Origin of the sequence: Nonomuraea wenchangensis, assembly GCF_900111685.1 — a bacterium.
GTDB lineage: Bacteria > Actinomycetota > Actinomycetes > Streptosporangiales > Streptosporangiaceae > Nonomuraea > Nonomuraea wenchangensis.
The window spans coordinates 84,992-109,959 of sequence record NZ_FOHX01000017.1; the positions used below are offsets into that span (position 1 = coordinate 84,992).

Here is a 24,968-nt window from a genome sequence, read left to right on the forward strand (position 1 = left end):
CCTCTTAGTACTTCAGCAGGTTGGCGTCGTCGACCGACGCGGACCTGCGGGTTCGGAAGATCGTCACGATGATGGCCAGGCCGACCACGACCTCGGCCGCGGCCACCACCATCACGAAGAACGCGATGATCTGGCCTTCCAGGTTGCCGACCTGCCTGGAGAAGGTGACGAAGGCCAGGTTGCAGGCGTTGAGCATGAGCTCGACGCACATGAACACCACGATCGCGTTGCGCCTGATCAGCACGCCCATGGCGCCGATGGCGAACAGCAGACCGGACAGGACGAGGTAGTGCGTGGTCACTTGGTCACCTCACTGCCGTGCTCGGTCGCGTCCTGCTCGGCCTCCGTGGGCGCCTCTTCCTGCTCTGCCGTGTGCTTGATGGCCTGGGCGAGCCGGGGATCGGCGGGAAGGCGGTCGTGCTCGACGTCGTAGCGGGCGATGTAGCGGTTGACGGAGGTCTCCGCCACCGACCCGTCGGGCAGCAGCGCCGGCATGTCGATGGCGTTGTTCCTGGCGTACGTGCCCGGCCCCGGCAGCGGGGACGGGTGGTCGCCCTGGAAGCGGGCCTTGGACAGGTCCTTCTGCGTCGGCTTCTCGAACAGCCGCTCGCGGTGCGTGAGCACCATCGCGGCCAGCGCCGCGGTGATGAGCAGCGCGGAGGTGATCTCGAAGGCGAACACGTACTTCGTGAACAGCAGGAGCGCGATCGAGCGGACGTAGCCGCCCGCGCCGGCGGTGGCCTGCTGCAGGCCGGCCTCCGGGGCGAAGACCGCGTTGCCGACGGCCACGACGATCAGCGTGCCGAAGCCGAGCGCCGCGATGACCGCCCAGAAGCGCTGCCCCTTGAGCGTCTCGACGAAGGAGTCGGAGGAGTCGACGCCGACGAGCATGAGCACGAACAGGAACAGCATCATGATCGCGCCGGTGTAGACGATGATCTGCACCGCGGCCAGGAACGGCGCGTCCTGCACCGCGTACAGGACCGCGAGGCTGAGCATGACCGTGCCGAGCATCAGCGCGGAGTAGACGGCCTTCCGGTTGAAGACCATGCCGAGTGCCGCGCCGACCGAGACGACGGCGAGCACCCAGAACGTGATGGTCTCACCCATTGGTCCGCCCCAGCCGGTAGTAGTCCTCTTCGGTCTCACCGAGCCGCATGGGGTGCGGCGGCTGCTCCATGCCCTGGGTCAGCGGCGCGAGCAGCATCTCCTTGGTGTAGATGAGGCTCTCGCGGCTGCTGTCGGCGAGCTCGTACTCGTTGGTCATGGTGAGCGCGCGGGTCGGGCAGGCCTCGATGCAGAGGCCGCACAGGATGCACCGCAGATAGTTGATCTGGTAGGTGCGCCCGTAGCGCTCGCCGGGCGAGAAGCGCTCCTCCTCGGTGTTGTCCGCGCCCTCGACGTAGATCGCGTCGGCGGGACACGCCCAGGCGCACAGCTCGCACCCGACGCACTTCTCCAGCCCGTCCGGCCAGCGGTTGAGCTGGTGACGCCCGTGGAAGCGCGGAGCCGTCGGCTTCTTGACCTCCGGGTAGTTGGTCGTGACGGGCTTCTTGAACATCGTGTGGAAGGTGACCCCGAAGCCCTTGACGGGGTTCAGCCAATCAGTTAGTCCCACTGGGAATCTCCTTGTGCTGCACCCCGTGGTAGTGCGGAAGATCGAGCGGCGGCACCGGGAAGCCACCTGCCGCGGGCTCGTTGGACAGTTGCTCGAACTCGGCGTCGACCTCGGCCTTCCTGGCCTCCTTGCGGCGCTGGTTGACGGTGTCGAACCGCATCCAGATGGCCAGCGCGCCGACCACGATGACCACGCCGAGCGCGATCCCGATCATCCGGTTGTCCTCGTTGACCACCACGTTGCGCACCGCGGCCACGAGGAGGATCCAAGCCAGGTTGACCGGGATGAGCACCTTCCAGCCCAGCGACATGAGCTGGTCGTAGCGCACGCGGGGCAGCGAGGCGCGCACCCACACGATGAAGCAGAAGGTCAGCACGAACTTGATGAAGAACCACAGCACCGGCATCCAGCCGGTGTGCGCCCACGTCCAGTCCGTCGGCAGCGGGGCCCGCCAGCCGCCGAGGAACAGCGTCACGGCGATGCCGGACGCGGTGAAGGTGTGGAGGTACTCGCCCATCATGATGAGCGCGAACTTCAGCGACGAGGAGTATTCGGTCTGGAAGCCGCCGACCAGCTCGCCCTCGCCCTCGGGCAGGTCGAACGGGATGCGGGCGGCCTCACCGAACATGCAGACCACGTAGATGAGGAACGACGGGATCAGCAGCACGGCGTACCACATCTCGCCCTGCGCCTTGACGATCTCCGAGGTGGACAGCGTCCCCGCGAAGATGAACACCGCCACGAACGACAGGCCCATCGCGATCTCGTACGAGACCACCTGGGCCGCCGAGCGCAGACCGCCGAGCAGCGCGTACGGCGAGCGCGACGACCAGCCGGCCAGCACCACGCCGTAGACCGACACCGCGCCCATGGCCAGCATGAACAGCACCGCCACCGGCAGGTCGACGAGCTGCAGCGGCGTCTGGACGCCGAACAGGTTGACCATCGGCGCGAACGGCACGATCGAGAAGGCCAGGAACGCCGGGATCACCATGATGACCGGGGCCAGAAGGTAGAGCACCTTGTCCACGGTCCGCGGGAACAGGTCCTCCTTCAGGCCCATCTTCAGTCCGTCGGCGACGGACTGCAGGAGGCCGAACTTCCCGGCCCGGTTGGGGCCGTAACGGTGCTGCATCCTGGCGATCAGCTTGCGCTCGAACCAGACGCCGAACAGGATGCCCAGCATCAGGAAGGCGAACAGCATCACGGCCTTGATGATGGTGATCCACAACGGGTCCTTGCCGAAGTCGGCAAGAGTGGGATCGGCCGCGAGAACGTGGGTCATGAGGCGCTCCCGATGGTGACGATGTCGCCGGCCACCGCGTGCAGGTCACGGGTGACCGAGCAGCCGCCGGAGTTCGCCGGCACCCAGACCACGCGGTCCGGCAGGTCGGCGACGCGCACGGGGAGGGTGACGTCGCCGCCCACCACCAGCTTGTCGCCGTCCGCGACGCCCAGCTCGGCGGCCGTGCTCGCGGAGACCAGTGCTTCGGCGGGGCGGGCGGTGCCCGCCAGGTAAGGCTCGCCGTCCTGCAGCCTGCCCTCGTCGAGCAGCAGGTGCCAGGTCGCCAGCAGCGCCTGGCCGGCCGCGGGGGCCGCCTGGGCGCGGGTGGCGAGCTGCGGCGCGGGCACCCGGCTGCCACGCCAGGAGCCCAGGGTGGCCAGCTCGCGCCGGACCGCCTTGGCGTCCGGCAGGCCGAGGTGCACGTCCATGCGGTCGGCCAGGTTGGCGATCACGGCGAGGTCGCTCTGCAGGCCGGGCACCTTGAGCGGCGCGTCGAAGCTGCGGCCGCGGCCCTCCCAGTTGACGAACGTGCCGCTCTTCTCCTGGACGGCGGCGACCGGCAGGACCACGTCGGCGCGGTCGGTGACGGCGCTGGCGCGGATCTCCAGGCTGACGATGAACGGGGTGTTCTCCAGCGCGTCGAGCGCCGCCGCCGGGTCGGCCAGGTCGTACGGGTCCACGCCGGCCACGACCAGCGCGTCCAGCTCACCGTCGCGGGCGGCGGCGAGGATGCCGGCCGTGTCGCGGCCCGGCGTGGCGGGCAGCGAGGTGACGTTCCACACCCGGGCCACCTCGGCCCTGGCGCTCTCGTCGTCGACCGGGCGGCCGATCGGCAGCAGGTTGGGCAGCGCGCCGGCCTCGACGGCGCCGCGCTCGCCGGCCCGCCGCGGCACCCAGGCGAGCCGGGCGCCGGTGGCGTTGGCCAGCCGGACCAGCGCCGACAGCGCGCCGGGCGTGGTGGCGAGGCGCTCGCCGGCCAGCACGATCGTGCCCTCGGGCAGCCGGCCGACCAGCTCGCCGATGGCGTCGGCCTCGGCGCCCGGCGCGGTCTGGACGAGCACGCCGCCCATCTTGACCAGGCCGGGGGTGGCGAACGGGGCGATCGAGGTGACCTTGAGGCCCTTCTTCAGCGCCGCCTTGCGCAGGCGCAGGAAGACGATCGGCGACTCCTCCTCGGGCTCGAACCCGACGAGCAGCACGTGCGGGGCGTTCTCGAGGTCGGCGTAGCTGATCTCGATGCCCTTGCCGGCGACCGCGTGGGCCAGGAACTGCGCCTCCTCGGCGGAGTGCGGCCTGGCGCGGAAGTCGACGTCGTTGCTCGCGAGGGCGAGCCGGGCGAACTTGGCGTAGGCGTAGGAGTCCTCGACCGTGACCCGGCCGCCGACCAGCACGCCGGCCTTGCCGCGGGCCTTGGCGAGGCCCTCGGCGGCGACCGTCAGCGCCTCCGGCCACGAGGCGGGCACGAGCACGCCCTCCTCGTTGCGGACCAGCGGCGTCTTGAGCCGGTCGGGCTGCGTGGCGTAGCTGAACGCCCAGCGGCCCTTGTCGCAGTTCCATTCCTCGTTGACCTGCGGGTCGTTGCCCGCCAGGCGGCGGGTGACCCGGCCGCGCCGGTGGTCGGTACGCAGGCTGCACCCGGAGGCGCAGTGCTCGCACGCGCTCGGCGTGGACACCAGGTCGAACGGGCGGGCCCGGAACCGGTAGGCGGCGCCGGTGAGCGCGCCCACCGGGCAGATCTGCACGGTGTTGCCCGAGAAGTAGGAGTTGAACGGCTTGCCGTCAGCCGTGCGCACCTGCTCCTTGGCCCCGCGCTCGAAGAACTCGATGAGCGGGTCGCCGGCGATCTGGTCGGAGAAGCGGATGCAGCGCGCGCACTGGACGCAGCGCTCGCGGTCCAGCAGCACCTGCGTGGACAGCGGCAGCGGCTTGGGGAAGGTCCGCTTCTGCTCCTGGAAGCGGGACTCGCCGCGGCCGTTGGACATCGCCTGGTTCTGCAGGGGGCACTCGCCGCCCTTGTCGCAGACCGGGCAGTCCAGCGGGTGGTTGAGCAGCAGGAACTCCATCGCCGCGCGCTGCGCCTTCTCGGCGACCGGCGAGGTGAGCTGGGTCTGCACGACCATGCCCTCGGCGACCTCGATCGCGCACGACGGCTGCGGCTTGGGGAAGCCGCGGCCGTTGCCCGCGTCGGGGATGTCGACCAGGCACTGGCGGCAGTTGGCCGCCGGGTCGAGGAGCGGGTGGTCGCAGAACCTCGGGATCTGGATGCCCAGCAGCTCGGCGGCCCTGATGATCAGAGTGCCCTTGGGGACACTGACCTGGAACCCGTCGATGGTCAGGGTCACCAGGTTCGTTTCGGTCTCTACGACGGTCACTGCTCACCCCAGAGAGTGGACTTCTTCGGGTCGAACGGGCAGCCGCCGATCTCGAAGTGCTTGAGGTACTCCTCGCGGAAGTACTTCACCGAGGAGTGGATCGGGCTGGTCGCGCCGTCGCCGAGTGCGCAGAACGAGCGGCCCAGGATGTTGTCCGCGATGTCGGTGATCGTGGTCAGGTCGTCCTCGGTGCCCTGGCCCTTCTCCAGGCGCTTCAGCACCTGCTTGAGCCAGTAGGTGCCCTCGCGGCACGGCGTGCACTTGCCGCACGACTCGTGCGCGTAGAACTCCGTCCACCGCAGCACGGTGCGGACCACGCAGGTCGTCTCGTCGAAGATCTGCAGGGCCCGGGTGCCGAGCATCGAGCCCTTCGCGCCGACGCCCTCGAAGTCGAGCGGGACGTCCAGGTGCTCGTCGGTGAAGATCGGCGTGGAGGAGCCGCCGGGCGTCCAGAACTTGATCTGGTGCCCGGCCCTGATGCCGCCCGCCATGTCGAGCAGCTCGCGCAGCGTGATGCCGAGCGGGGCCTCGTACTGGCCGGGCCTGGTCACGTGGCCGCTGAGCGAGAAGATGCCGAAGCCCTTGGACTTCTCGGTGCCCATGCCGGCGAACCAGTCGGCGCCGTTGGCGATGATCGAGGGAACAGACGCGATCGACTCGACGTTGTTGACCACCGTAGGCGAGGCGTAGAGGCCCGCCACGGCCGGGAACGGGGGCTTGAGCCGAGGTTGACCTCTGAAGCCCTCCAGCGAGTCCAGCAGCGCCGTCTCCTCGCCGCAGATGTAAGCGCCGGCGCCGCTGTGCACCACCAGCTCCAGGTCGAAGCCGGAGCCGAAGATGTCGGTGCCGAGATAACCCTTCTCGTACGCCTCCCGCACGGCCGCGTGCAGCCGCCGGATGACGTGCAGCACCTCGCCCCGCACGTAGATGAAGGCGTGGCTGGCCCGGATCGCGTACGAGGTGATGATGATGCCCTCGACCAGCGCGTGCGGGTTGGCCATCATGAGCGGGATGTCCTTGCAGGTGCCCGGCTCGGACTCGTCGGCGTTGACGACGAGGTAGTGCGGCTTGCCGTCGCCCTGCGGGATGAAGCCCCACTTCATGCCGGTGGGGAAGCCGGCGCCGCCGCGTCCGCGCAGGCCGGAGTCCTTGACGGCCTGGATGACGGCGTCGGGGTCCATGCCGAGCGCCTTCTTGGCCGCCGCGTACTCGCCGTACGCGTCGAGGGTGTAGGAGTCGGGGCGGTCCCAGTTAGCGGTCAGGACCGGGGTCAGGGTGGTCGTCATGCCTCCGGCGCCTTCCATCCATTGGCCTTGGCCACCTTCAGGCCCTCAAGTGAGGGGCCGGCGGCCGACGGGCCTTCGCCCGCCAGGTCGTCGGGCAGGCCCGCGAGCACCCGCGAGGCCTCCTTGAAGGTGCACAGCTTCTTCGGGCCGCGCGTGGGGGTCACGTCCTTGCCGGCGCGCAGGTCGTCCACGAGCTGCTTGGCCGAGTCGGGCGTCTGGTTGTCGAAGAACTCCCAGTTGACCATCATCACGGGCGCGAAGTCGCAGGCGGCGTTGCACTCCAGCCGCTCCAGGGAGACCTTGCCGTCGCCGGTGGTCTCCTCGTGACCCACGCCGACGTGCTCGGAGAGCTGCTCCCAGATCTCGTCGCCGCCCATGACCGCGCACAGCGCGTTGATGCACACGCCGACGTGGTAGTCGCCCGCGGGCTTGCGCTTGTACATGGTGTAGAAGGTCGCGACGCCCGTGACCTCGGCCTTGCTGATGCCGAGCATCTCGGCGCAGAACTCCTGGCCGTCGTCGGAGACGTAGCCGTCCTCGGACTGCACGAGGTGGAGCAGCGGCAGCAGGGCCGACCGCGTCTTCGGGTAGCGGCCGATGATCTCCTTGGCGTCTCGTTCGAGACGCTCGCGGATTTCCGGCGAGTACGTCACCGGTCCACACCTCCCATGACGGGGTCGATAGAAGCCACCGCGGCGATCACGTCGGCGACCTGGCCGCCCTCCGCCATGGCGGGGAAGCTCTGCAGGTTGCAGAAGGACGGCTCGCGGAAGTGCACGCGGTAGGGCCGGGTGCCGCCGTCGCTCACCACGTGGGCGCCGAGCTCGCCCTTGGGCGACTCGATGCTGGCGTACGCCTGCCCGGCCGGCACCCGGAAGCCCTCGGTGACCAGCTTGAAGTGGTGGATGAGCGCCTCCATCGAGGTGCCCATGATGTGGGCGATGTGGTCGGGCGAGTTGCCGAACCCGTCGGGGCCGAGCGCGAGCTGCGCGGGCCAGCCGATCTTCTTGTCCTCGATCATCACGGGCTGGCCCTTGAGCTCGGGGCCGGCGATCCGGTCGAGCGCCTGCTCGATGATCTTGAGGGACTCCTCCATCTCCTGCATGCGGACGAGGTAGCGCGAGTAGACGTCGCAGCCGCGCTCGGTGGCGACGTCGAACTCGTAGGTCTCGTAACCGCAGTAGGGCTGCGACTTGCGCAGGTCCCACGGGAGGCCGGCGGCCCGCAGGATGGGCCCGGTGACGCCGAGCGCCATGCAGCCGGTCAGGTCGAGGTAGGCCACGTCCTTGGTGCGGCGCACGTAGACGGGGTTCTCGTCGAGGAGCTTGCGGATGTCCTTGATCCGCTTGGGCATCTCCTTCAGGAACTCGCCGACCTTGTCCACCGCGCCGGCCGGCAGGTCCACGCTGACGCCGCCGGGGCGGACGTAGGCGTGGTTCATGCGCAGGCCGGTGATGTACTCGAACAGGTCCATGACCATCTCGCGGTCACGGTAGCCGAACAGGAACGGCGTGGTCGCGCCGAGCTCCATGCCGAACGTGCCCATCGCCACCAGGTGCGAGGCGATGCGGTTGAGCTCCATCATCATCACGCGGATGGCCTGCGCCCGCGCCGGGATGCGGTCGGTGATGCCGAGCAGCTTCTCGACGGCCAGGCAGTAGGCGGTCTCGTTGAAGATCGGCGAGAGGTAGTCCATGCGAGTGACGAACGTGGTGCCCTGCGTCCACGTCCGGTATTCCATGTTCTTCTCGATGCCGGTGTGGAGGTAGCCGATGACGCCGCGCGCCTCGGTCACCGTCTCGCCGTCGAGCGTGAGGACCAGGCGCAGCACCCCGTGCGTGGACGGGTGCTGCGGGCCCATGTTGACGACCAGCCGCTCTTCCTCGGAGTCGCGGACACCGGTGACCACCTGGTCCCAGTCGGCTCCGTTGACCGAGTAGACCTTGCCCTCGGTCGCCTCGTCGTAAGACGTGCTCACGAGTAGTACCTCCTCCGGTCCGGCGAGGGGATGGTGGCGCCGCGGTATTCAACCGGGATGCCGCCCAGCGGATAGTCCTTGCGCTGCGGGTGGCCGTCCCAGTCGTCCGGCATCATGATCCGGGTGAGCCCGGGGTGGCCGTCGAAGACGATGCCGAAAAAGTCGTACGTCTCCCGCTCATGCCAGTCGTGACCAGGGTAGACGCTGACAGTGGATGGAATGTGCGGGTCGGCGTCCGGGCAGGCGACCTCCAGCCGCACCCGCCGGTTGTGCGTGATCGAGCACAGGTGGTAGACGGCGTGCAGCTCCTCGCCCGCGAGGTCCGGGTAGTGGACGCCGGAGACGCCGAGCGACAGCTCGAAGCGGAGCGTCGGCTCGTCGCGCATCTTCCTTGCCACCTCGACGAGGCGCTCGCGCTTGACGTGCAGGGTCAGCTCGCCGCGGTCGACGACCACGCGCTCGATCGCGTCGTCGAGCGCCAGGGCGTCGACGACCTCGTCGAAGTAGCCGCCGTACGGGCGGGGCGTGGACAGCTGCGGCGCGCGGCGCACGACGAGGCCGCCGTAGCCGGAGGTGTCGCCGGAGTCCTGGGCGCCGAACATGCCGCGCCTGGCGACCGGCGGCTCCTGGGCCGCGGGCACCTCGGGCACCTGCGCGTCGGGGACCTCGGGGAGGTTGTCGGGCGAGGTCACTTCGCTGCCCCCTGGTCGATCACCGGCAGCGTACGGAGCGCCTGCAGTTCGAGCTCGTCGATCTGCTTGGCGCGGTGCGCGCCGAACTTCATGTTCTGGATCTTGTCGTGCAGCTTGACGATGGCGTCGATGAGCATCTCGGGCCGCGGCGGGCAGCCGGGCAGGTAGATGTCCACCGGCACGACGTGGTCGACGCCCTGGACGATCGCGTAGTTGTTGAACATGCCGCCGCTGGAGGCGCACACGCCCATCGCGATGACCCACTTGGGCTCGGCCATCTGGTCGTAGATCTGCCGCAGCACCGGCGCCATCTTCTGCGAGACGCGGCCGGCGACGATCATGAGATCGGCCTGGCGGGGAGACGCCGAAGCGCGCTCCATGCCGAAGCGCGCCAGGTCGTAGTGGGGGCCACCGGTGGCCATCAGCTCGATGGCGCAACAGGCGAGGCCGAAGGTGGCCGGCCACACGGAGTTCTTGCGCGCCCATCCGGCCGCCGCCTCGACGGTGCTGAGGATGAAGCCGCTGGGGAGTTTTTCTTCAAGTCCCATTTTCAGTCCCAGTCCAGACCCTTGCGGCGCCACACGTACGCGTAGGCGACGAGCACGGTGACGATGAACAGGAGCATCTCCACCAGGGCGAACAGCCCAAGCCCTGGCATGAGCACCTGGCCTGCGTCGTTCCGCAGCGGCGCGAAGGAGACCGCCCACGGGTAGAGGAAGATGATCTCGATGTCGAACACGATGAAGAGCATCGCGGTGACCATGTACTTGAGCGGGAACCGTCCGCCACCGACGGGCTGGGGCGTCGGCTCGATGCCGCATTCATAGGCGTCAAGCTTGGCGCGGTTCCAGCGCTTGGGGCCGGTGAAGGGAGCGATGGCGACCGAGAAGATCGCGAAGCCCCCCGCGAGAACGGCGAGCACCAGGATGGGCACGTAAAGGTCCATCGCTACGCCTCCTCTGGAGTCGCCGCGCGCGCGGGCGCGCAGCCGGATCTGTTGATTGCGGGATTCATGCTGGTGGGGCGACCTTCGAGAGAGCGTTGATGATCAGGTCTGACGCGTCGCCTCGCCGGTCGGTGAGATTACCAAGGAGTTTGATGGCAAAGCGCATCAGCCTCGGGTGAGGCAGCCCGTGCCTGGTCCCGAAGCTCATCACTCCTGGCTTCCCGATCGCCTCGACGAACCATCTGCCGAGCGTGAAGTATCCGCCGTAGGCGTCCTTCAGCGTCTGAGGATAGGTGCGCAGCGTCCGCTCCTGCTGCGCGGGGGTGGTGCCCTTGAGCGACTTGGCGACGACCTCGGCGGCGATCTCGCCGGTCTCCATCGCGTAGGCGATGCCCTCGCCGTTGAACGGGTTGATCGACCCGCCCGAGTCGCCCACGAGCAGCAGGCCGCGCGTGTAGTGGGGCTGCCGGTTGAAGGCCATCGGGAGCGCGGCGCCGCGGATCGGGGCCGTCATGTTCTCCTCGGTGAACTCCCAGTCGGCCGGCATGGCCCTGCACCAGCGGCGCAGCAGGTCGCGGTAGTCGAGGTTCTTGAACTGGGCGCTGGTGTTGAGCAGCCCGAGCCCGACGTTCGCGGTGCCGTCGCCGACGCCGAAGATCCAGCCGTAGCCGGGCAGCAGCGTGTCGCCGTCCCAGAGCTCCAGCCAGATCTCCAGGTAGTCGTCGTCGTGACGGGGGCTCTGGAAGTAGGTGCGCACGGCCACGCCCATCGGGCGGTCGTCGCGCTTGTGCAGGCCCATGCCGAGCGCGAGCCGGGTGCTGTTGCCGTCGGCGGCGACGACCACGCGGCTGCGGAAGACGCGCCCGTCCTTGGTGCGCACGCCGGCGATGTGGCCGCTGCGGTCGTCGAGCACGGGCTCGGTGACGGTGACGCCCTCCATGAGGCGTACGCCGTTCTTGACCGCGTTGGCGGCGACGATCTCGTCGAAGTCCTGCCGGGTGCGGACGAGGCCGAAGTCGGGGAAGCGTTCGAGCTGTGGCCAGTCGAGCTCGAAGCGGTGGCCGCCGCCGACGACGCGCAGGCCCTTGTTCCTGATCCAGCCGGGGGCGTCGATGTCGACGCCCATGTTCAGCAACTGCTTGACCGCCCGGGGGGTCAGGCCGTCGCCGCAGACCTTCTCGCGCGGGAACCTGGTCTTCTCCAGGAGCAGCACGTCGAGACCGGCCTGAGCGAGGTAAAAGGCGGTTGCGGAACCGGCGGGACCAGCGCCGACGACGATGACGTCGGCGTCAGCCTGTGTGGCTGGTGGCACGGTCACTGGACTGTCCTGTCCTACACACGCGAAGGCTCGGGGTGTGGCGCCTTCGTTCCTTTGTGAACCCCTTCACAAACTTGTCGGCCCGCAGTCTACTGCTTTTCGGGTACATAGTGGCAGTCGGGGACCCGTTCTGTGATCCTTGGGGATGGCGTGTCACGCGTGACCGGCGAGTCCTCGACCGGGGCGAAATCCAGCGACCGCACTATTGCTGAAAATTTCGTGTCATCCGGCCCGTCAAACCGCCTTGAAAGCCCGGTGCATCGCCACGATGCCCATCGTCAGATTGCGCCAGGCCACCCGCTCCCAGCCGGCCCGCCTGATGGTGCTCGCGAGAGTGGGCTGGTCGGGCCAGGCGCGGATCGACTCGGCGAGGTATTCGTAGGAGTCGTCGTTGGAGCCGACGACCTTGGCCATCCTGGGCAGCAGCCGCATGAGATATTCGCGGTAGACCAGGTCGAACGCCGGCACCGTGACGTGCGAGAACTCCAGGATCACCAACCGGCCGCCCGGCCTCGTCACCCGCAGCATCTCGCGCAGCGCCAGCTCGGTGTCGTGGACGTTGCGCAGGGCCACCGAGATCGTCACCGCGTCGAAGGAGTCGTCGGCGAAGGGCAGCCGCATCGCGTCTCCGGCGATGAACGGCACTCCCTGCCCGCTCAGCGCGTTGCCGCCGTGGCGGCGCACGCCGGTGCTCAGCATGCCGAACGAGAAGTCGCAGGCGATGGCGCGGGCGCCCAGCGCGGTGAAGGAGTCGGTGGAGGTGCCGGTGCCCGCGCCCAGGTCGAGCACGACCTCGCCGGGACCGGCGTCCACGGCGGCGGCCACCGCCTTGCGCCAGAGCCTGACCTGCCCGAGGGAGATCACGTCGTTGACGAGGTCGTAGCGCCGGGCGGTGCGATCGAACATCGCGGCGACCTCGTCCGGCTGCTTGTCCAACTGAGCGCGCGTCATGCGGGAAAGCTTATGGCTTTCGGGACAATCAACGGATAGTGACGCTCTCATTACTCTGGGTCTGCTAGTTGTTGAGGAATGTTTGCCCGCGTCGCCCTTGCGGCGATCATCGCTTCGGCCCCGGCCGCCCACGGTCCTGTCACACAGGACCGCGTGGTGTCGGCCGACCCGGTCGACACCACCCCTCATGTCCTTGACGGCATCGTCAACGCCATCGCCGTCGTCGGCCGCACCGTCGTGGTCGGCGGCTCCTTCAGCGAGGTGACCGACGCCGCACGCAAGCAGGTCCTGGCGCGCGACAACCTGTTCGCCTTCGACCTGCCGACCGGCCGCATCCTGCCGGGCTTCGCCCCGGTCGTCCCCGGCCCCGTACGCGGCCTCGCGGCCGGCGACGGGGGCACCGTCTACGTCGGCGGCGAGTTCTACCGCGTCAACGACACCCGCGCCCGCGGCCTCGCCCGGGTCCGGCTCTCCGACGGCGCCCTGGTGCCCGGCTTCGCGCCCAACCTGGTCGGCGGCACGGTCAACACCCTCGCCCGGCAGGACGGCAGCCTCTACGTCGGCGGCGACTTCACCGGCCCGCGCGAGGCCCTCGCCCGGCTCGACGCCACCACGGGCGCCGCCGACCCCGGCTTCGCGGTCACGCCGGGCGAGCCGCTGACGCCGAGGGTGAAGGTGTACGCGCTGGCGATCGCCCGCGGCCGGCTGCTGGTGGACGGCTCGTTCACCACGCTCGACGGGCAGTCACGGCCGCAGCTCGGGCTGATCGACGTGACCGGCCCGACGGCCAGGGTCGCGCCGTGGCGGACCGAGACCTACGCGCGCAAGTGCTCCGACGCGTTCCCCTCGTACGTGCGCGGCCTCGACTTCTCCCCCGACGGCGGCTATTTCGTGGTGGTCACCACCGGCGGCGCCGTGGGCGGGATCTGCGACACGGCGGCCCGCTTCGAGACCTTCGCCAAGGGCTCGGCCATCCGTCCCACCTGGGTCAACGCGACGGGCGGCGACTCGCTCTACGCGGTCGCGGTGACGGGGGCCGCGGTGTACGTGGGCGGGCACCAGCGCTGGCTGAACAATCCGCAGGGACGCGACACGGCCGGCCCCGGAGCGGTCGCGCGGCCGGGCATCGGCGCCATTCATCCGACCACGGGAATGGCGCTCGCCTGGAATCCCACACGGGAGCGCGGCATCGGCGTGAAGGCGTTTTCCGCGCAACCCGCCGGACTACTTGTCGGTAGCGACACAACGAGACTCGGACGGGAGTACCATGCCCGGATTGGCATGTTCCCCCTGTCCTAGTCGTCCTGCGGCTTCGGCTGGTCGAGCCTGTCGCTGATTCGCGCGCTCATGGCGTCACGCTGCTTGGACAGCAGGACATAGCTGGCCACTCCGCTGATCAAGAACGACGCCGCGAGGAGGAACAGCGGGTTTCGGAGGCCGACCAGAGCCAAGAGGCCGAGCGTGATGATGAACAGGCCGATGCGGCTGGCGGTGTAAACGACAACGGGATGCACGCCTTCGAGGTTACTCGGGCTTGTCCCCCGGTCGCTCTTCGCATCGGGCGCGAGCGCTGCTACTGTTCCCAGTTAGGGAGTTTCGTAAAGAAACACCCACGAGAGCCCCAAAGAGGCTCTATCATATAACAATCGGGCAGTCAGCTGATAACAACCCGTGATCTTCTCCGAAAACCACGGATAAATCAGGCTTCGCTCGACACACTGGTTACCTGTCCGCCCGCTGGCAGGAAGCGGGATGCGAGGGGGAGAGATTGGTGGAGAGTAGCAGCGAGCGTCTGCTGACCCCAGGAGAGGTTGCCGCCCTCTTCCGGGTAGACCCAAAGACGGTTACGCGCTGGGCTGCGGCAGGCCGCATCAGCAGTATCCGCACCCCCGGAGGGCATCGGCGTTTCCGCGAGTCGGAAGTGCACGCCCTTCTCCGAGGCGAGGACGTTCTCACGGCCGACAGGCCGGCGGGGGAGTCCCCGCGCGTCTGACGTTCCGTCACGACGGTGATCCTGTGATCCTGCAGGGTCACCGCCCGCGGGACCTCTGAGGTTCGCGTGCTTCCCGGCCCACTGACGTACGGCAAGCACGGGGCGGCGCCAACCGCCGACCGTGGCTGGCGCCTGTCCGACGGCCCTGCGCGGGCGGCCTCGGCTCAGCCGTCGTCCTGCTGCGCCTTGAACGCGAGGAACTCCCGCTCCAGGTCGTCGTTCTCCGCACGCCAGCGCTCCCGCCGCGTCTCCAGCTCCTCCTCCGTCAGCGACTCGGCCAGCCACCGCTCGTAGTCCGGATCGCCGGGCCGCAGCTCCGCGTAGGCGTTGCCGATCAGCCGCCCGTCCTCGCTGGCCAGGCTCTGCGGCACGCGCACGGTGCCGTCCGCGAGCCGGATGACGTACATGAGCGAGTCTCCTAGATTCCGTAGCGCCGGTTGAAGAACAGCATGACGTCTAGCGCCATCCGCGTGTCACCCCCGAGCATGTCGACCAGCGCGGGACGCTGCCGGGAGGCGATGGCGGCGAAGGCGTCGGCGAAGAACTCCTTGCGGCCGAGCCCGCCGCCCTGGCGGTGGAAGGCGGAGGCCAGGATGGGGCGGGCCTGGTCGTAGAGGCGTACGAACTCCGGCGAGTCCGACACCCAGGCCCCGTAGGCGGAGTCGACGTCGTCGATGGCGTGGCCGACCTCGTGCATCATCACGTCGGGAGTGGGCGAGGGACGGTCACCGACGACGATCTTGCGGTCGCCGTACGCGCCGGCGCAGATGTCCCAGGTGGCGCGGCCCGAGGGCAGCGGAGCGCCGCGTAAGTAGCCCATGTCGTCGAGGTCGGGGACGCCGCCGGGGCCGACGTAGATGCCCTCCAGGCCGGCCGCCAGCTTCTCCTTGAGCCGGTCGGGCAGCCGGGCCAGGCTCTCGACGGCGCGGACGACGTCGGGCGGCGGCGGGCCGAGCCGGGCGTCCCACTGGCGGTGCAGGATCGACTCCAGCTTCCCGCAGTGCCGCAGGCCGTCGCCCAGTGACGGGGCGTCGGGGCGGTGCGGCTCGGCGCGCGGCGGGCGGTCGTCGAGCTCGAAGTCGTCCCAGGTGTAGCGGGGGCGTTCGAGCACGGCGGCGGACAGCCGCTCGTGGCGCTCGTGACGCTCGCGGACCGCGAAGCCGTCCCAGCCGCGCTGGTCGGACGGCTGGTCGGCGCCGGGCCAGGAGCGGCGTTCCGGCCGCTCAGCGCCCGGCCTGCGGCTTCGCGGGGCGTCCTCGGGCTTGCGGCCCTCCACGGGGACCTCCGGAGCCTCTCCGGGCCTCTCACGCGCGCCGGACCAGAAGGAACGGTCCGCGCCGCTCGGCGCCTCGGCCTTACGGGAGAAGAGGTACGACCCCCGCCGCCACCAGCGGCCGCGACGATGCCGGCCCTTGTCCTGAGAAAAGGCCATCGCACCCCTCAACGACTGAGGAACCCCGTGGGTTCCACGGTTCTCGGCTTCCACCGTACGACGGGGATCTTCCGCTAGTCATCCGAAATGGGACATCGGGAAGCACGAGCACGTCGCAGATGGCTTACAGTTCGGGCATGGCAGGTGTTCTCATCGGTCTGGCGCTGCTGGCCTTCTGGCTCTTCTCGCTCTTCGACGTCGTCACTACCCCGGAAGACGAGGTCAGGAACGTACCAAAAACACTGTGGATCATGGTGGTCGTGCTGATTCCGCTGGTCGGCGGGCTCATCTGGATGGCGCGCGGCCGCCCCCGGGCCGAGCGGCAGGCCTGGCCGGTCTCCCCCGGTCCGGGCATGCCGAAAGGGCCCGACGACGACCCCGACTTCCTGCGCGACCTCGACCGGCGCATGCGCGGCGGCGACGAGCAGCACTGAGCGACCCCGGCTCGACGAGCCGGGGCCGGTCGGCTCACACGTCGGCGTAGCTGTGCATGCCGCCGACGAAGATGTTGACGCCGATCAGGTTGAACAGCAGGCAGGCGAACGCCACCAGCTGCACGACCGTGGCGGCCTTGCCCCTCCAGCCGGCCGTCACGCGGGCGTGCAGGTAGGCCGCGTAGGCCACCCACGTGATGAACGACCACACCTCCTTGGGGTCCCAGCCCCAGTAGCGGCCCCACGCGCGGTCGGCCCACAGCGCGCCCGCGATCACCGCGAACGTCCACAGCGGGAACGCGAACACGATCGCCCGGTGCGCCACCCGCTCCAGGTCCTCACGCGAGGGCAGACGCGACATCCCGTCGCCGCGCACCAGATAGAGCACGCCCGCGACGCCCGCCATCGCGAACAGCCCGCTCGCGATGATCGCCGCCGTGACGTGGATGGCGATCCAGTACGAGTTCAGCGCCGGCACCACGGGCCCCGCGGCGGTGTAGAAGATCTTGACCGCCGCGCCCAGTCCGAGCGTGGCCGTGACCATGACGAACGCGCCGAGGAACCGTACGTTGTGGCGGAGCTGGGTGAGCAGGAACGCCGTGACGGCGGCGAAGCAGAGCGCCACGACGAACTCGTACATGTTGCCCCAGGGCCAGCGGCCGACGGCGAGGCCGCGGGTCACGATGGCGGCCAGGTTGGCGGCCCAGCCGAGCCAGGCCAGCGCCAGCCCGACCGTCCCGGCCCGCTCCGCCAGCCGTGACGGCGGGGCGCTCTCGGGCGCCACGGGCTCCGGAGCCGCACCATCGACCTTGACGGCGTCGTCTCCGGCGGCGCCGACGGTGACCGGCTGCCTGACCGGACGGGCGGCCCTCGCCGCGGTCTTGCCCGCGATGAAGCGGCCGAAGGCCAGCTCCGTCGCGAAGGCGATCATCGCGAGGACGTAGAGCAGAACCGCGGCGAGGACGGTCAGGTCGCTCAGCTCGGCGAGTTGCTCAGCGGACATCATTCTCTCCTGCTGATAGAACCTTGACGATGTCGGCGAACTCCTCGGCGAAGCCCGCCGCGGAGCCCTCGGTACGGGTGAGGCCCCCGACCTCGACCGTTTCGCCCTTGACCCGGACGAACACCCGCCGCCGCCTGATCAGCAGCGACGCCGCGATGGACACGACCGCGAGACCGGCGAACAGCAGCGCGGGCAGCCGTCCCGGGTCGTAGGCGACCTGCAGCGTCATCCACTGCTTGACGCCGGTGAACTCCAGCTTGCCCGCGCCTTCCGGCAGCTCGACCGACTGCCCGACCGCGAGCGGCTTGGGCACCGCGGTGCCCATGAGCAGCGGCTTGAGCTTCTTCAGCGTCTCCGGCGGGGCCAGCTCGTAGACCGACTGCGGCTGCCCGTTGCGCAGCCCGAGGTCGCCGGAGAACGCGCCGAGGAGCTGCACCTCGGGGTTGAGCTCGCCGGGGAAGGCGGAGGCGTGGTTGCCGTCGGTGAGCGGCACGCTGGTCGGCAGGAACCGCAGCAGGAAGCCGAGCTGCGACGGCTGCGCGTCGGGCGCCTTGACCACGCAGCCCGAGGTCATCGTGGCCTTGTCCTCGATCAGGCAGGGCACGGGACCCTCGAAGGCGACCTGCCCCTTGCCGTCGGTGACCCTGAAGACCGGCGCGTAGCCGTTGCCGATGAGGTAGGTCTGCGTGCCGTCGATCTCCAGCGGCGTGTTGACCTTGAGCTCGACGTCGCGGGCGGGCGCGTCCGGCCGGTCGTTGACCTTGAGGTGAGCGGTGTAGTCGAGTGCCTGCCCCCGCTTCTCGCCGGCCACCTGGTAGGAGACGGTGAAGTCGTCCAGGTGCAGCGTGAACGGCTCCAGCGACTCGGCCGACACCTGGCTGCCCGGCATGAACCGGTCGTAGGCGGCCACGGTGTTGGCGAAGCCGTCGCCCTCGACGACGAGCACGTTGCCGCGGTAGCCGTAGAGCGAGCCCGCGCCGATCGCGAACAGGATGCCGATCAGCGCGATGTGGAAGAACAGGTTGCCGGTCTCGCGCAGGTAGCCCTTCTCGGCCGAGATCCAGCCGTCGCCGGTGACCACGCGGAAACGCAGCCCGCGCAGCCGCTTGGCGGCCTCCTCCAGGCTCGGCCCGCCCTCGATGACGGCCGCGTGCGGCAGCTTGGTGACGTTCTTCGGCGCGGCGGGCGGCCGGCGGCGCAGCTCGCGCAGGTAGGTCATGGTGCGCGGGATGATGCAGCCGATGAGCGAGGTGAACAGCAGCAGGTAGACCGCGGCGAACCAGGTGGAGGAGAAGACCTCGAAGAGCTGGAGGCGGTCGTACCACTCGGCCAGGGCGGGGCTCTCGTCGTAGAGCCGGGCGACCTTGTCGGGGTCGACGCCGCGCTGCGGGATCAGCGAGCCGGGCACCGAGCCGAGCGCCAGCAGGAACAGCAGGATGAGCGCGGTCTTCATCGAGGTGAGCGTGCGCCACGCCCAGCGCAGCCAGCCCACCGGCCCGAGCCCGGCCTGCTTGGGCGACTGCTCGCGCTCCAGCTCCCGCACGCTCATCAGATCACCGGCTCGAACGCGCCGATCACACCCTGCATGGCCGCGATCATCTCCCCCCACAGACCGGTCACCAGCAGCACGCCCACGGCCACCATCATCCCGCCGCCGATCCTGGTGATCAGGCGCGAGTGCTTGCGGATCGCGCGGAACGTGCGCAGGGCCCTGCTGTAGGCCAGCGCCGCCGCCACGAACGGCAGTCCGAGGCCGAGCGCGTACGCGACGGCCAGCAGTGCCCCGCGCCCGGCGCTGCCCTCGTTGAGCCCGAGCGTCAGCACCACGGCCAGCGTGGGCCCGATGCACGGCGTCCAGCCGAGCCCGAACACCACGCCGAGCAGCGGCGCCCCGGCCAGCCCCGCCGCGGGGAGCCGGTGGATCCGTACGTCGCGCATGAGCCCCGGGATCACGCCCAGGAACGCCAGCCCGAGCACGATGGTCAGCACCCCGAGCACCCGCGTGATGATCTCGGCGTTGCCCAGCATGATCGAGCCGAGCCCGCCGAACAGCGCCCCGCTGAGCACGAACACGAGCCCGAACCCGGCCACGAACAGCGCCGCCCCGAGCACCAGCCGCCCCCGCCTGGGGTCGGCGCTCATGCCGGTGACGTACGACAGATAGCCGGGCACCAGCGGCAGCACGCACGGCGACAGGAACGACACCACGCCCGCGAGCACCGCGATCGGCACGGCGAGCAGCAGCGAGCCCGAGGCGACGACGTCATTCATCGCGGACCTTGGTGACGGTGTCCATGAGGTCGGTGTACTTGACGGCGCCGAGCGCGCGGGCGGCGATGCGGCCCTGCTTGTCGATGATCAGCGTGGACGGGATGGCCGCGGGCGGCACCGTGCCCTGGAAGGCCAGCGCGACCTTGCCCGGCTGATCGAAGATGGACGGGTAGCCGGGCTGCTCGGTGCGCTCGAAGGCGAGCGCGTCGGCCTGGCGGTCCTTGAAGTCGACGCCGACGAACTCGACGCCGGTGCCCTTGGTCTTGACCGAGACCTCCTTGAGCACCGGCGCCTCGGCCCGGCAGGGCCCGCACCAGGACGCCCAGAAGTTGAGCACCACGACCTTGCCCTTGTGCGCGGCGAGCGAGACGGTGCCGCCGTCGAGGGTCGGGCCCTCGACGGCCGGGGCGGGCTTGCGTTCGCCGGCGGCGAACACCTGCATCTTCCCGTCGCCGGCGACGAACCGGGTGTCGCCCGCCTCCGGCTGGCCGCTCTGATTGCCGGCGCACCCCGCGGCCAGCAGGGCCAGGAGGGCAAGGGAGAGAGACATGGCGCGCACGGAGGAAGATCTCCTTGTACTACAACCGGTAGAGCTTGCAACTCTACCGGTGGGTCCGGGCGATCCGGACATCGGGCTCAGGCGCCCGGGACGGACGGCCCGGTGTCCAGCGACCCGGCCGGCTCGCTGTAACCGATGCTGACGAGCCGGTCACCGTCGAAGGTGAACGTCGTGAGGCTGGCCAGCGCGCACTGCCTGCGGCGCGGGTCGTGCCAGAGCCGGCGGCCCTCGGCCGCCATCCTGATCGACCAGATCGGCAACTGGTGGCTGACGAGCACGGTCTCGTGCCCGCGCGCCGCCGCCCGCGCGTCGTCGATCACCGACTTCATCCGCCGCACGATGATCGGGTAGGGCTCGCCCCAGGAGGGACGCATGGGGTTCCAGAAGTAGCGGTAGTTGCGCCAGTCGCGGAACAGCCCCACCCCTTGCGCGACGGCCCGGCCCTCCAGCAGGTTGGCCGCTTCGAGGAGCCGGTCGTCCTGCCGGACCTCCAGCCCGAGCTTGGCGGCGAGCGGGGCCGCGGTCTCCAGCGCGCGCTCCAGGGGCGAGCTGTAGAGGGCGACGATGTCACGGCCGCCGACCGCCTTGGCGACCGTCTCGGCCATGAGGTGACCCGTCTCGGACAGGTGGTAGCCGGGCAGCCTGCCGTAGAGGATGCCCTTCGGGTTGTGCACCTCACCGTGGCGCAGAAGGTGGACGACGGTCGTTTCAGCCATGGTGGGCACAGCCTATCCGCTCGCCCCGGGATAAGGTCCCCGGGTGAGTCCCTGGGCGCTCCTCCTCGTGCTCGTCGCCGCCTTCGCCCACGCCACCTGGAACCTGCTGAGCAAACGCTCCTCCCAGGCCGACGGGGTGGTCTTCGTCTGGCTGGTGGCGGTGGCAGGCGCGGCGCTGTGGGCGCCGCTGTTCGCCGGATACCTCGTGGTGACGGGCGACGTGCCGTCCTGGACGGACCTCGCGGTGATCTGCGGCAGCATGACCCTGCACCTGGGCTACTTCCTGCTGCTGCAGCGCGGGTACGGCACCGGCGACCTGTCCATGGTCTACCCGGTCGCGCGCGGCACGGGGCCGATGCTGGCGAGCCTGGTGGCGGTGCTGTTCCTGGGCGAGCGGCCGTCGGTCGCCAACGTGGCGGGGATCGTGCTGGTCGGCGTGGGGGTCTTCCTGCTGGGCCGGGGCGCGGGCCGCGCCGACCTGCGCTCGGTGGCGCCCGGCCTGGTCGTCGGGCTGTTCATCGCCGGGTACACCGTTTGGGACTCGCAGGTGGTGGGGCCGTTCGCGGTGGCGCCGCTCACGCTCATCTACCTGGGCGAGGTCGGGCGGACGCTGGTGCTGGCGCCGGTCGTGCTGGCCACGCGGCGGGAGCTGGTCGCGCCGGTGTGGCGGGAGCACCGGTGGCGGATCGCCGGGGCGGCGGTGCTGATCTTCGTGTCGTACCTGCTGGTGCTGGTCGCGTTCACGATGGCGCCGGTGACGGTGGTCGCGCCGGCGCGGGAGATCAGCGTGCTGATCGCCGTGGTGCTGGGCGGGCGGCTGCTGGCCGAGGGCGACCTTTCGCGCCGGCTGCTGGCGTCGGGGGTGATCCTGGGCGGGGTCGTGGCGATCGCCCTGAGCTAGTCGGTCAGCGCACGGCCCAGGCGTTCTCCTGCTCCCTGCTGACCTCCATCAGGGTGTCGACCAGGGCCCTGATGGCCGGGCGGCGGGCCGCGTCGGCACGCCAGACGGCGTAGATACGGCGGGCCTGCCGCGGCCTGATCGGCACCATGGCGACGCCCTCGGGCACGTAGCGGCCGAGCCGCGGCACGATCGCGCAGCCGAGCCCGGCGGCGACCAGCGCGAGCTGGGTCGGGTACTCGTCGGCCAGGCAGGCGATCTCCGGCTCCAGCGAGGCGTTGCGCAGCGTGAACACCAGCCAGTCGTGGCACACGGTGCCGGGCGTGGAGCTGACCCAGCGCTCGCCGTGCAGGGCGGCCAGCTCGACCTCACGCGAGGCGGCCAGCGGATGCCCGGCGGGCATCGCCACGTCCGCGATGTCGTCCAGCAGCGTGGCCCTGGACAGGCCGTCGGGCAGCGCCATGGGCCGGTTGAGCCAGTCCTGGACGATGCCGAGGTCCAGCTCGCCCCTGGCGACGTCGCGCACGACCCGCTCCGGCTCGCGCTCGTTGAGCTGGATCCACAGGTCGGGATGGCGGCCGCGGAGCGCGGCCAGGGCCTGCGGCATGAGGCCACGGGCGGCGGTGGGGAAGGCGGCCACGTTGAGCCGGCCGACGACCTCGCCGCGCAGCGCCTCGAAGTCCGCCTCGGCGGTCTCGACCAGGGCGAGGATGCGCTCGGCGTGTTCGGCGAGCAGCCCGGCCGCGTCGGTCAGCCGGACGCCGCGGCCGTTGCGCTCCATGAGCCGGGCGCCGGTCTCGCGCTCCAGCTTGGCGATCTGCTGCGACACGGCGGAGGGCGTGACCATGAGCGCGTCCGCCGCCGCGCCGACCGAGCCGTAGACGTGCACGGCGTGCAGAGCCTTGAGGCGGTTCAGGTCCAACATGTAAGCCAGACTAAAGGGTTTAGCGTAGAAAGTCTCGCTTGTGGTTGATTGTGTAGCAGATGAAAATAGATGCATGAGAATCATCAAGTCGAAGAAGCAGCAGCCCGCCACTCCCTCGTACCTCAAGGAGCTCGCCGAGCAGGCTCGCGAGCAGCGCATCCGCTACCAGAAGCCCGCCCGCTGAGCGCGGCGCCGCGCTACTGCGCGGCCGCTGCCGCCTCGGCGGCGGCGGGCAGCGCCGCGACGACGCGCTCGATCGCCTCGTCGTCGTGCGCGGCCGACAGGAACCACGCCTCGTACGCCGACGGCGGCAGGTAGACCCCCTGGTCCAGCATCGCGTGGAAGAACGCGGTGAACGCGCCGGTGTCCTGGGTCTTCGCCTCGGCGAAGTTCGTCACCTCGGCGTCGGTGAAGAAGATCGAGAACAGGCTGCCGGCCCGCTGGAGCCGGTGCGGCACCCCGGCCTTGCCCAGCGCCTGCGCGGCGGCGTCGCCCACCGCGAGCGCCGCGGCGTCCACCCTCGCGTACGCGGCCTCGTCCAGCGCCCGCAGCGTCGCCAGGCCCGCGGCGCAGGCCAGCGGGTTGCCCGACAGGGTGCCCGCCTGGTAGACCGGCCCCTCCGGCGCCAGGTAGGCCATGACCTCGGCCCGGCCGCCGAACGCCGCCGCCGGCAGCCCGCCGCCCATCACCTTGCCGAACGTCATCAGGTCGGCCTCGACCGGGTCGAGGCCGTACCAGCCGGCCGCCGAGACGCGGAAGCCGGTCAGCACCTCGTCCACGATGAGCAGCGCACCGTGGGCCGTGCACAGCTCGCGCAGCCGCTGGTTGAAGCCGTCGCGCGGCGGCACCACGCCCATGTTGGCCGGGCACGCCTCCGTGATCACGCACGCGATGTCGGCCTGGGCGAACGCCTCCTCGACGGCCGCCACGTCGTTGTACGGGAGCACGATCGTGTCCGCCGCCGACGCCCCGGTGACGCCCGGCGTGTCCGGCAGCCCGAAGGTCACCACGCCCGAGCCGGCCGAGGCCAGCAGCGCGTCCACATGCCCGTGGTAGCACCCGGCGAACTTGATCACCTTGGACCGCCCGGTGAACCCGCGCGCCAGCCGCACCGCGCTCATCGTGGCCTCGGTGCCCGAGCTGACCAGCCGCACCTTCTCCACCGGCGCCACCCGGGAGACGATCTCCTCGGCCAGCTCGACCTCGCCGGGCGTGGCGGTGCCGTACGAGAAGCCGTGGGCGACCGCCTCGGAGACCGCGTCGACGACCGCCGGATGGCGGTGGCCGAGGATCATCGGCCCCCAGGAGCACACCAGGTCGACGTAGCGGTTGCCGTCGACGTCGGTGATGTAGGGGCCCTGGCCGGCGGCCATGAAGCGGGGGGTGCCGCCGACCGCGCCGAACGCGCGCACCGGGGAGTTGACGCCTCCCGGCACGATCCGGCGGGCACGGGCGAACAGGTCCTCGGATCTCTCAATGCGGCTCACCCGACCAGGTTAGTCGGGCCCGGGGCCGCCCAGGAGTGAGGGGCCGCTCAGTCGGCGAGCCACTCCAGGATGCGCAGCGGGTCGGGCAGGGGCCGCCCGTCCGGGGGCCGCAGCCAGGAGACCTGCCGGCCGAAGGGCAGGTGCGAGGGCGGCGCGAGCACGTAGCTGTCGCGGCAGTGCCAGCGCAGACCGGGCGTGTCGTCGATGGCGGCCGGGTCGCAGTCGAGGTGGCAGGACCACCACTCGTCCTCGTCCTCGGGGTTGCCGCGGGTGGCCACGTAGAACAAGACCCGGTCGCCTTGGGCGGCGACCGGGCCGGAGTGGGCGCCCGCCTCGTCGATCCTCGTGAGCGCCGTGAGGCCGACGGCGAGCGGTACGTCGAAGACGTCGAAGACGCGGCCGGTGGGCAGGATCACACCCGCCTCGGGCTCGGCCTGCCACCATCGGGAGAGCTGCGCGGGGTCGGTGGTGGCGAGCAGCGGCCAGGCCGGGGAGAGCGGATGGGCGCCGGGGTCGGGACAGCCGAGCCGGTCGCACGAGCACGCCCGGGGCCCGGTGCGCAGCGGATAGGCGCCCGGAACCACGGGCCAGCCCATCGCCGCGTAGTCGAGCACGGTCGCGATGCGCGTGGGCCGCGCCCGCTTTTTGGTACGCCGAGCCAGAGGTACCCCCACCATTGGTGTCTCCCGTCGAGTCCCGCGCCTGAAGAGGTCCCGGCTCCGGGCGGGCGTTCGCTCACGCGGGACACACCAGCACTTGTCATCGCACTCTAACGCACAGGTCTCACAAGTTGACGGGAAACCC

General features: G+C 70.3%; 28 protein-coding genes. 4 read left to right on the forward strand and 24 right to left on the reverse strand.

What is annotated here, in order from left to right:
• Nucleotides 1–4: 4 nt before the first annotated feature.
• From nuoK to BMW85_RS37460, 13 genes are all read right to left on the reverse strand, one after another.
• Nucleotides 5–301 carry an NADH-quinone oxidoreductase subunit NuoK gene (gene nuoK, locus BMW85_RS37400; protein ID WP_020542667.1) on the reverse strand — a complete coding sequence of 99 codons (297 nt, stop codon included), beginning with the start codon at nucleotides 299–301 and terminating at the stop codon, nucleotides 5–7.
• Nucleotides 298–1,110 (reverse strand): NADH-quinone oxidoreductase subunit J, encoded by an 813-nt coding sequence (locus tag BMW85_RS37405; RefSeq protein ID WP_091091284.1) that lies wholly within the window; start codon nucleotides 1,108–1,110, stop codon nucleotides 298–300. Before BMW85_RS37405 ends, nuoK begins: the two co-directional genes overlap by 4 nt.
• Complete coding sequence (gene nuoI, locus BMW85_RS37410) at nucleotides 1,103–1,618, reverse strand: NADH-quinone oxidoreductase subunit NuoI (RefSeq protein WP_091091287.1); 516 nt, start codon at nucleotides 1,616–1,618, stop codon at nucleotides 1,103–1,105. The genes BMW85_RS37405 and nuoI overlap by 8 nt, the downstream gene beginning before the upstream one ends.
• Nucleotides 1,605–2,903, reverse strand: coding sequence for an NADH-quinone oxidoreductase subunit NuoH (gene nuoH / locus BMW85_RS37415; protein ID WP_091091290.1), 1,299 nt, complete (start codon nucleotides 2,901–2,903; stop codon nucleotides 1,605–1,607). Before nuoH ends, nuoI begins: the two co-directional genes overlap by 14 nt.
• On the reverse strand, nucleotides 2,900–5,275 hold the full coding sequence (locus BMW85_RS37420; protein WP_091091293.1) for an NADH-quinone oxidoreductase subunit G: 2,376 nt from the start codon (nucleotides 5,273–5,275) through the stop codon (nucleotides 2,900–2,902). The genes nuoH and BMW85_RS37420 overlap by 4 nt, the downstream gene beginning before the upstream one ends.
• Nucleotides 5,272–6,561, reverse strand: a complete 1,290-nt coding sequence (nuoF, locus tag BMW85_RS37425) for an NADH-quinone oxidoreductase subunit NuoF (protein ID WP_091091599.1) — start codon at nucleotides 6,559–6,561, stop codon at nucleotides 5,272–5,274. Before nuoF ends, BMW85_RS37420 begins: the two co-directional genes overlap by 4 nt.
• The gene (nuoE, locus tag BMW85_RS37430; protein ID WP_091091295.1) at nucleotides 6,558–7,214 is read right to left on the reverse strand and encodes an NADH-quinone oxidoreductase subunit NuoE; all 657 of its coding nucleotides are present in this window, start codon (nucleotides 7,212–7,214) and stop codon (nucleotides 6,558–6,560) included. Before nuoE ends, nuoF begins: the two co-directional genes overlap by 4 nt.
• Nucleotides 7,211–8,539, reverse strand: coding sequence for an NADH-quinone oxidoreductase subunit D (locus tag BMW85_RS37435; RefSeq protein WP_091091298.1), 1,329 nt, complete (start codon nucleotides 8,537–8,539; stop codon nucleotides 7,211–7,213). The genes nuoE and BMW85_RS37435 overlap by 4 nt, the downstream gene beginning before the upstream one ends.
• Nucleotides 8,536–9,231 carry an NADH-quinone oxidoreductase subunit C gene (locus BMW85_RS37440; RefSeq protein WP_091091301.1) on the reverse strand — a complete coding sequence of 232 codons (696 nt, stop codon included), beginning with the start codon at nucleotides 9,229–9,231 and terminating at the stop codon, nucleotides 8,536–8,538. The genes BMW85_RS37435 and BMW85_RS37440 overlap by 4 nt, the downstream gene beginning before the upstream one ends.
• Nucleotides 9,228–9,779 carry a NuoB/complex I 20 kDa subunit family protein gene (locus BMW85_RS37445; protein WP_020542658.1) on the reverse strand — a complete coding sequence of 184 codons (552 nt, stop codon included), beginning with the start codon at nucleotides 9,777–9,779 and terminating at the stop codon, nucleotides 9,228–9,230. The genes BMW85_RS37440 and BMW85_RS37445 overlap by 4 nt, the downstream gene beginning before the upstream one ends.
• Before the next feature lie 2 nt (nucleotides 9,780–9,781).
• Entirely contained in the window at nucleotides 9,782–10,177 is a 396-nt protein-coding gene (locus BMW85_RS37450) for an NADH-quinone oxidoreductase subunit A (RefSeq protein ID WP_091091303.1), read from the reverse strand.
• 64 nt (nucleotides 10,178–10,241) lie between these two features.
• Nucleotides 10,242–11,495 (reverse strand): geranylgeranyl reductase family protein, encoded by a 1,254-nt coding sequence (locus BMW85_RS37455; RefSeq protein ID WP_091091306.1) that lies wholly within the window; start codon nucleotides 11,493–11,495, stop codon nucleotides 10,242–10,244.
• Nucleotides 11,496–11,729: 234 nt separating this feature from the next.
• Nucleotides 11,730–12,446, reverse strand: coding sequence for a demethylmenaquinone methyltransferase (locus BMW85_RS37460; RefSeq protein ID WP_091091309.1), 717 nt, complete (start codon nucleotides 12,444–12,446; stop codon nucleotides 11,730–11,732).
• 156 nt (nucleotides 12,447–12,602) lie between these two features.
• Between BMW85_RS37460 and BMW85_RS37465 the strand changes: the two genes are divergently transcribed.
• Nucleotides 12,603–13,745: an NHL repeat-containing protein gene (locus BMW85_RS37465; RefSeq protein ID WP_245775281.1), complete on the forward strand. Its 1,143-nt coding sequence runs from the start codon at nucleotides 12,603–12,605 to the stop codon at nucleotides 13,743–13,745.
• Here BMW85_RS37465 and BMW85_RS37470 read toward each other — a convergent pair.
• Nucleotides 13,742–13,960 (reverse strand): DUF4229 domain-containing protein, encoded by a 219-nt coding sequence (locus tag BMW85_RS37470; RefSeq protein ID WP_091091314.1) that lies wholly within the window; start codon nucleotides 13,958–13,960, stop codon nucleotides 13,742–13,744. The genes BMW85_RS37465 and BMW85_RS37470 overlap by 4 nt on opposite strands.
• Nucleotides 13,961–14,217: 257 nt before the next feature.
• On the opposite strand from BMW85_RS37470, the gene BMW85_RS37475 reads away from it, so the two are divergent.
• Nucleotides 14,218–14,439, forward strand: a complete 222-nt coding sequence (locus BMW85_RS37475; protein ID WP_026214226.1) for a BldC family transcriptional regulator — start codon at nucleotides 14,218–14,220, stop codon at nucleotides 14,437–14,439.
• A gap of 164 nt (nucleotides 14,440–14,603) precedes the next feature.
• Here the strand turns inward: BMW85_RS37475 and BMW85_RS37480 are convergent, their stop codons facing one another.
• On the reverse strand, nucleotides 14,604–14,846 hold the full coding sequence (locus BMW85_RS37480) for a hypothetical protein (protein ID WP_091091316.1): 243 nt from the start codon (nucleotides 14,844–14,846) through the stop codon (nucleotides 14,604–14,606).
• 11 nt (nucleotides 14,847–14,857) lie between these two features.
• Complete coding sequence (locus BMW85_RS37485; protein ID WP_091091318.1) at nucleotides 14,858–15,871, reverse strand: hypothetical protein; 1,014 nt, start codon at nucleotides 15,869–15,871, stop codon at nucleotides 14,858–14,860.
• 137 nt (nucleotides 15,872–16,008) lie between these two features.
• On the opposite strand from BMW85_RS37485, the gene BMW85_RS37490 reads away from it, so the two are divergent.
• Nucleotides 16,009–16,305: a PLD nuclease N-terminal domain-containing protein gene (locus BMW85_RS37490; RefSeq protein ID WP_091091321.1), complete on the forward strand. Its 297-nt coding sequence runs from the start codon at nucleotides 16,009–16,011 to the stop codon at nucleotides 16,303–16,305.
• Nucleotides 16,306–16,339: 34 nt separating this feature from the next.
• On the opposite strand, the gene ccsB is transcribed toward BMW85_RS37490, so the two are convergent.
• The 5 genes from ccsB to BMW85_RS37515 form a co-directional block, all read right to left on the reverse strand.
• Nucleotides 16,340–17,308: a c-type cytochrome biogenesis protein CcsB gene (gene ccsB, locus BMW85_RS37495; protein WP_091091323.1), complete on the reverse strand. Its 969-nt coding sequence runs from the start codon at nucleotides 17,306–17,308 to the stop codon at nucleotides 16,340–16,342.
• The gene (resB, locus tag BMW85_RS37500; protein ID WP_091091326.1) at nucleotides 17,298–18,857 is read right to left on the reverse strand and encodes a cytochrome c biogenesis protein ResB; all 1,560 of its coding nucleotides are present in this window, start codon (nucleotides 18,855–18,857) and stop codon (nucleotides 17,298–17,300) included. The genes ccsB and resB overlap by 11 nt, the downstream gene beginning before the upstream one ends.
• On the reverse strand, nucleotides 18,857–19,579 hold the full coding sequence (locus tag BMW85_RS37505; RefSeq protein ID WP_091091327.1) for a cytochrome c biogenesis CcdA family protein: 723 nt from the start codon (nucleotides 19,577–19,579) through the stop codon (nucleotides 18,857–18,859). The genes resB and BMW85_RS37505 overlap by 1 nt, the downstream gene beginning before the upstream one ends.
• The gene (locus BMW85_RS37510; RefSeq protein ID WP_091091602.1) at nucleotides 19,572–20,129 is read right to left on the reverse strand and encodes a TlpA family protein disulfide reductase; all 558 of its coding nucleotides are present in this window, start codon (nucleotides 20,127–20,129) and stop codon (nucleotides 19,572–19,574) included. The genes BMW85_RS37505 and BMW85_RS37510 overlap by 8 nt, the downstream gene beginning before the upstream one ends.
• Nucleotides 20,130–20,215: 86 nt before the next feature.
• On the reverse strand, nucleotides 20,216–20,854 hold the full coding sequence (locus tag BMW85_RS37515) for a histidine phosphatase family protein (RefSeq protein ID WP_091091604.1): 639 nt from the start codon (nucleotides 20,852–20,854) through the stop codon (nucleotides 20,216–20,218).
• Nucleotides 20,855–20,897: 43 nt separating this feature from the next.
• On the opposite strand from BMW85_RS37515, the gene BMW85_RS37520 reads away from it, so the two are divergent.
• The gene (locus BMW85_RS37520) at nucleotides 20,898–21,755 is read left to right on the forward strand and encodes a DMT family transporter (protein ID WP_091091330.1); all 858 of its coding nucleotides are present in this window, start codon (nucleotides 20,898–20,900) and stop codon (nucleotides 21,753–21,755) included.
• Between the two features lie 4 nt (nucleotides 21,756–21,759).
• Here BMW85_RS37520 and BMW85_RS37525 read toward each other — a convergent pair whose 3' ends face one another.
• The 3 genes from BMW85_RS37525 to BMW85_RS37535 form a co-directional block, all read right to left on the reverse strand.
• Nucleotides 21,760–22,677 (reverse strand): LysR family transcriptional regulator, encoded by a 918-nt coding sequence (locus BMW85_RS37525; protein ID WP_091091333.1) that lies wholly within the window; start codon nucleotides 22,675–22,677, stop codon nucleotides 21,760–21,762.
• Between the two features lie 197 nt (nucleotides 22,678–22,874).
• Complete coding sequence (gene hemL / locus BMW85_RS37530) at nucleotides 22,875–24,155, reverse strand: glutamate-1-semialdehyde 2,1-aminomutase (protein ID WP_393187780.1); 1,281 nt, start codon at nucleotides 24,153–24,155, stop codon at nucleotides 22,875–22,877.
• 56 nt (nucleotides 24,156–24,211) lie between these two features.
• Nucleotides 24,212–24,841 carry a bifunctional DNA primase/polymerase gene (locus tag BMW85_RS37535; RefSeq protein ID WP_091091338.1) on the reverse strand — a complete coding sequence of 210 codons (630 nt, stop codon included), beginning with the start codon at nucleotides 24,839–24,841 and terminating at the stop codon, nucleotides 24,212–24,214.
• Between the last annotated feature and the right edge of the window lie 127 nt (nucleotides 24,842–24,968).

Bases quoted from the DNA above. Each gene is read 5' to 3' on its own strand.
- BMW85_RS37405 (WP_091091284.1), bottom strand. From the start codon at position 1,110: ATGGGTGAGACCATCACGTTCTGGGTGCTCGCCGTCGTCTCGGTCGGC.
- nuoH (WP_091091290.1), bottom strand. From the start codon at position 2,903: ATGACCCACGTTCTCGCGGCCGATCCCACTCTTGCCGACTTCGGCAAG.
- nuoF (WP_091091599.1), bottom strand. From the start codon at position 6,561: ATGACGACCACCCTGACCCCGGTCCTGACCGCTAACTGGGACCGCCCC.
- BMW85_RS37445 (WP_020542658.1), bottom strand. From the start codon at position 9,779: ATGGGACTTGAAGAAAAACTCCCCAGCGGCTTCATCCTCAGCACCGTC.
- BMW85_RS37450 (WP_091091303.1), bottom strand. From the start codon at position 10,177: ATGGACCTTTACGTGCCCATCCTGGTGCTCGCCGTTCTCGCGGGGGGC.
- BMW85_RS37460 (WP_091091309.1), bottom strand. From the start codon at position 12,446: ATGACGCGCGCTCAGTTGGACAAGCAGCCGGACGAGGTCGCCGCGATG.
- BMW85_RS37480 (WP_091091316.1), bottom strand. From the start codon at position 14,846: ATGTACGTCATCCGGCTCGCGGACGGCACCGTGCGCGTGCCGCAGAGC.
- BMW85_RS37485 (WP_091091318.1), bottom strand. From the start codon at position 15,871: ATGGCCTTTTCTCAGGACAAGGGCCGGCATCGTCGCGGCCGCTGGTGG.
- BMW85_RS37490 (WP_091091321.1), top strand. From the start codon at position 16,009: ATGGCAGGTGTTCTCATCGGTCTGGCGCTGCTGGCCTTCTGGCTCTTC.
- ccsB (WP_091091323.1), bottom strand. From the start codon at position 17,308: ATGTCCGCTGAGCAACTCGCCGAGCTGAGCGACCTGACCGTCCTCGCC.
- resB (WP_091091326.1), bottom strand. From the start codon at position 18,857: ATGAGCGTGCGGGAGCTGGAGCGCGAGCAGTCGCCCAAGCAGGCCGGG.
- BMW85_RS37505 (WP_091091327.1), bottom strand. From the start codon at position 19,579: ATGAATGACGTCGTCGCCTCGGGCTCGCTGCTGCTCGCCGTGCCGATC.
- BMW85_RS37510 (WP_091091602.1), bottom strand. From the start codon at position 20,129: ATGTCTCTCTCCCTTGCCCTCCTGGCCCTGCTGGCCGCGGGGTGCGCC.
- BMW85_RS37515 (WP_091091604.1), bottom strand. From the start codon at position 20,854: ATGGCTGAAACGACCGTCGTCCACCTTCTGCGCCACGGTGAGGTGCAC.
- BMW85_RS37525 (WP_091091333.1), bottom strand. From the start codon at position 22,677: ATGTTGGACCTGAACCGCCTCAAGGCTCTGCACGCCGTGCACGTCTAC.
- BMW85_RS37535 (WP_091091338.1), bottom strand. From the start codon at position 24,841: ATGGTGGGGGTACCTCTGGCTCGGCGTACCAAAAAGCGGGCGCGGCCC.